Below are 3,832 nucleotides of genomic sequence, written 5' to 3'. Positions count from 1 at the left end.
TGTGTCGTCGTATGGCGAAGATGGGCCACCAGCTCGTCGCCGACCTTGGGCTCGTCGGCGTCGGAGGGTACGAACAGGATCGACACCTGCATATGCGGCGGCTCGGCGAACCAGCGCTGCTTCCCGGCCCAGACGAACGGCGACAGATTGCGGTTGACTGTGGCCAGACCGGCCCGGGCGACGCCCTTGGCGCGAGGCATCACGCCGTGCAGGGCCTTGGGAGCCTCCAGGCCGACGCCATGGGACGTACCTCCCGCGACAACCACCAGCCAGCCGTCGGAGGCGGCCTTCTGCTGGCGGTAGCCGAACCGGTCGCCCTTGACGACCCGGGTGACGTCCAGGACGGAGCCGCGGTACTCGGTGGCCTCGTGGTCGCCGAGCCACAGCCGCGTTCCGATACGGGCGCGGAAGCGGGTCTGCGGGAACTGCTGCTGCAACCGGGCCAGCTCACTGGAGCGCAGATGGCTGACGAACATGGTGTGCAGAGGAAGCCGTGCCGCGCGCAGCCGGTCCATCCAGCCGATGACCTCCTCGACCGCGTCGGAGCCGTCCGTACGGTCGAGCGGGAGGTGCAGGGCGAAGCCTTCCAGACGTACGTCCTCGATGGCCGCGTGGAGCTGGCCCAGCTCCTCCTCCTTGACGCCGTGGCGCTTCATGGAGGACATGCACTCGATGACGACACGGGCGCCGACCAGCGCGAAGACTCCGTCGACGGACGAGACGGAGCGGATGACGCGGTCGGGCAGCGGAACCGGCTCCTCGCCCCGCCTGAAGGGAGTGAGCACCAGAAGGTCACCGCTGAACCAGTCCTTGATCCGGGCGGCCTCGTAGATGGTGCCGACGGCGAGCATGTCGGAGCCGAAACGCGTGGTCTCGTCGGCGAGACGCTCATGGCCGAAGCCGTAGCCGTTGCCCTTGCAGACCGGGACAAGCCCCGGGAATTGCTCGATGACCGACTTCTGGTGCGCCCGCCAGCGCGCGGTGTCGACGTAGAGGGAGAGCGCCATGCCGGTCCGGAACCTTTCTCGGGTCTGCGGTGCAGGAAGGATATGGGTGGGCTTGGGGGTCTTGAGGGCTTTACGGAAGGTCCACCGCACGTGTCCGCGGCCCATCATCGCGGTTAACGGCGCGACATGTAGATGTCGAGCGCCTTGTGGAGCAGTTTGTTGAGCGGGAAGTCCCACTCGCCGATGTACTCGACGGCCTCGCCGCCGGTGCCCACCTTGAACTGGATCAGACCGAAGAGATGGTCGGTCTCGTCGAGCGAGTCGGAGATACCGCGCAGGTCGTAGACGGTGGCGCCCATCGCATAGGCGTCACGCAGCATCCGCCACTGCATCGCGTTCGAGGGCCGGACCTCGCGCTTGTGGTTGGCGGACGCGCCGTAGGAGTACCAGACATGGCCGCCGACGATCAGCATCGTCGCCGCCGCGACGTTCTCGCCCTCGTGCCGGGCGAAGTAGAGGCGCATCCGGTTGGGGTCCTCGGCGTTCAGGACGGACCACATCCGCTCGAAGTACGAGAGCGGGCGCGGCCGGAAGTGGTCGCGCTCGGCCGTGATCTCGTAGAGCCGCTGCCACTCGGCGAGGTCGTCGTAGCCGCCCTGGACGACATCGACGCCGGCCTTCTCCGCCTTCTTGATATTGCGCCGCCAGAGCTGGTTGAAGCCCTTGAGGACATCGTCCAGCGAGCGGTTGGCCAACGGCACCTGGAAGACATAGCGCGGCTGTACGTCCCCGAAGCCGGCGCCGCCGTCCTCGCCCTGCTGCCAGCCCATCTTCCGCAGCCGGTCGGACACTTCGAAGGCGCGCGGCTCGATGTGCGTGGCCTCGACATCGCGCAGACGCTTGACGTCCGGGTCCTGGATACCGGACTTGATGGCGCCCGCGTCCCAGCGGCGGATGACGACCGGCGGGCCCATCTTCACGGAGAAGGCGCCCTGGTGCTTGAGGTGCGCCAGCATCGGCTGGAGCCAGTCGTCCAGATTGGGGGCGTACCAGTTGATCACCGGGCCCTCGGGCAGATACGCCAGATACCGCTTGATCTTGGGGAGCTGACGGTAGAGCACCAGTCCGACGCCGACGAGCTGTTCGTTCTTGTCGAACCAGCCCAGGTTCTCGGAGCGCCACTCCGTCTTGACGTCAGCCCATGCCGGGACCTGGCAATGACTCGCCGCGGGCAGGTTCTGGATGTACGCCAGATGCTGCTCTCGGCTGATGGTCCTCAGGGTCAGGCTCATGCGGGGCGCTCCTCGGCAGGTGTGTCCCCATGGATACAGGGGCTCCGGCTCTCGCGCCGAAGCCTACTGCGCCGATGGAGCGCCCGGTCTGGCCCTGTGCGGAGCGGCCGTCAGCCGAGGACTCCGCCGAACAGTCCGCCGTGTGCCATTCCGAGGAAGAAGCCGACCGCCGAGGCTCCCAGCCCGAGGATGGTGAGGAAGCGTTCACGGGTCGTCACGGAGATGAACTGCCCGTACGCGCCCGTCAGGATCCCGACCAGTCCGGCCCATGAGCTGAGCAGATGCAGGTTGTAGAAGAAGGCCGAGAAAAAGGCGAGAAGTCCCAGCGTCAGCGTCACCGCGACCAATGTGTCCTGGCGAGGATGGCGCTTGCCGTCGGTGGAGAAGAGAGAGGTGGCGGAGTTCGGTCGCATTGCCTGTGCCATGTGGCACCTCCTGGCCATAGCCGGAAGGCGGCGCATCGTAGCGTCGCACACACCCGATGTGTACAGATTGCGGCCTAAGGCGGCCGGATTTCAAGCGGAAGCCGCAGTGCGGGTAGTCTGTACGTTCTGCACCGGTGTCTGCCCAGGCCACACACGATCTCTCGTATCAGCGAGCCGGATTGTCAGTGGCGGCCGATACCGTTGCTCACGCATCACGACCCTCCTGCCACGGAACGACCGTGGCCGCTGAGTCCAAAGGAGGTGGGTTCCACATGCGTCACTACGAGGTGATGGTCATCCTCGACCCCGATCTCGAGGAGCGCGCTGTCTCCCCGCTGATCGAGAACTTCCTCTCCGTCGTCCGTGAGGGCAACGGAAAGGTCGAGAAGGTCGACACCTGGGGCCGTCGTCGTCTCTCTTACGAGATCAAGAAGAAGCCCGAGGGCATCTACTCGGTCATCGACCTTCAGGCCGAGCCTGCGGTCGTCAAGGAGCTCGACCGACAGATGAACCTGAACGAGTCGGTCCTCCGGACCAAGGTCCTCCGTCCCGAGACCCACTGAGCGTCTAGCTCAGCGGTCATCGGGTCCGAGCAGCAGCAAGCAGCCAGAAGCAATCCCCGCCGAGAGGTTCACCCATGGCAGGCGAGACCGTCATCACGGTCGTCGGCAATCTCGTCGACGACCCCGAGCTGCGCTTCACCCCCTCCGGTGCGGCGGTCGCGAAGTTCCGCGTCGCGTCCACTCCTCGCACATTCGACCGTCAGACCAATGAGTGGAAGGACGGCGAGAGCCTGTTCCTGACCTGCTCGGTCTGGCGTCAGGCGGCGGAGAATGTCGCCGAGTCGCTCCAGCGAGGCATGCGCGTCGTCGTGCAGGGCCGGCTGAAGCAGCGGTCGTACGAGGACCGCGAGGGCGTCAAGCGCACGGTCTACGAGCTGGATGTCGAGGAAGTCGGCCCCAGCCTCAAGAACGCCACGGCCAAGGTCACCAAGACCACTGGTCGCGGTGGCCAGGGCGGCTATGGCGGTGGCCAGGGCGGCGGCAACTGGGGCGGCGGCCCCGGTGGCGGAGCTCCGCAGGGCGGTGGCGGTGCTCCCGCCGACGACCCGTGGGCCACCAGCGCGCCGGCCGGCGGTGGCCAGCAGCCGCAGAGCGGCGGGGGGGAA

At 66.9% G+C, this 3,832-nt stretch carries 5 protein-coding genes; 2 read left to right on the top strand and 3 right to left on the bottom strand.

The genetic code is table 11. From position 1 onward, the window contains the following. The 3 genes from GA0115259_RS36440 to GA0115259_RS36430 all read right to left on the bottom strand — a co-directional run. Window positions 1–1,007, bottom strand: a 1,007-nt coding sequence (locus tag GA0115259_RS36440; protein ID WP_093604754.1) for an alanine racemase, incomplete at its 3' end; no start/stop codon positions are given. Between the two features lie 113 nt (window positions 1,008–1,120). Next, window positions 1,121–2,239 carry a lipid II:glycine glycyltransferase FemX gene (locus tag GA0115259_RS36435; protein ID WP_093604752.1) on the bottom strand — a complete coding sequence of 373 codons (1,119 nt, stop codon included), beginning with the start codon at window positions 2,237–2,239 and terminating at the stop codon, window positions 1,121–1,123. A 110-nt stretch (window positions 2,240–2,349) separates the two neighbouring features. After that, a complete protein-coding gene (locus GA0115259_RS36430; protein ID WP_093604750.1) occupies window positions 2,350–2,664 on the bottom strand; it encodes a hypothetical protein in 315 nt (104 codons plus the stop codon). Between the two features lie 272 nt (window positions 2,665–2,936). Between GA0115259_RS36430 and rpsF the strand changes: the two genes are divergently transcribed. Then, on the top strand, window positions 2,937–3,227 hold the full coding sequence (gene rpsF / locus GA0115259_RS36425; RefSeq protein ID WP_006604399.1) for a 30S ribosomal protein S6: 291 nt from the start codon (window positions 2,937–2,939) through the stop codon (window positions 3,225–3,227). Window positions 3,228–3,301: 74 nt separating this feature from the next. Then, on the top strand, window positions 3,302–3,832 hold a 531-nt coding region (locus GA0115259_RS36420; RefSeq protein ID WP_093604756.1), incomplete at its 3' end, for a single-stranded DNA-binding protein.

The organism is Streptomyces sp. MnatMP-M17 (assembly GCF_900091995.1).
In the GTDB taxonomy this organism is placed as follows: domain Bacteria; phylum Actinomycetota; class Actinomycetes; order Streptomycetales; family Streptomycetaceae; genus Streptomyces.
The sequence above is the reverse complement of the archived record's forward strand: the minus strand, read 5'-3'. Positions and strand labels throughout refer to the sequence as shown.

Coding starts and splice junctions, on each gene's coding strand:
- GA0115259_RS36435 (WP_093604752.1), bottom strand. CDS start 2,239: ATGAGCCTGACCCTGAGGACCATCAGCCGAGAGCAGCATCTGGCGTAC.
- GA0115259_RS36430 (WP_093604750.1), bottom strand. CDS start 2,664: ATGGCACAGGCAATGCGACCGAACTCCGCCACCTCTCTCTTCTCCACC.
- rpsF (WP_006604399.1), top strand. CDS start 2,937: ATGCGTCACTACGAGGTGATGGTCATCCTCGACCCCGATCTCGAGGAG.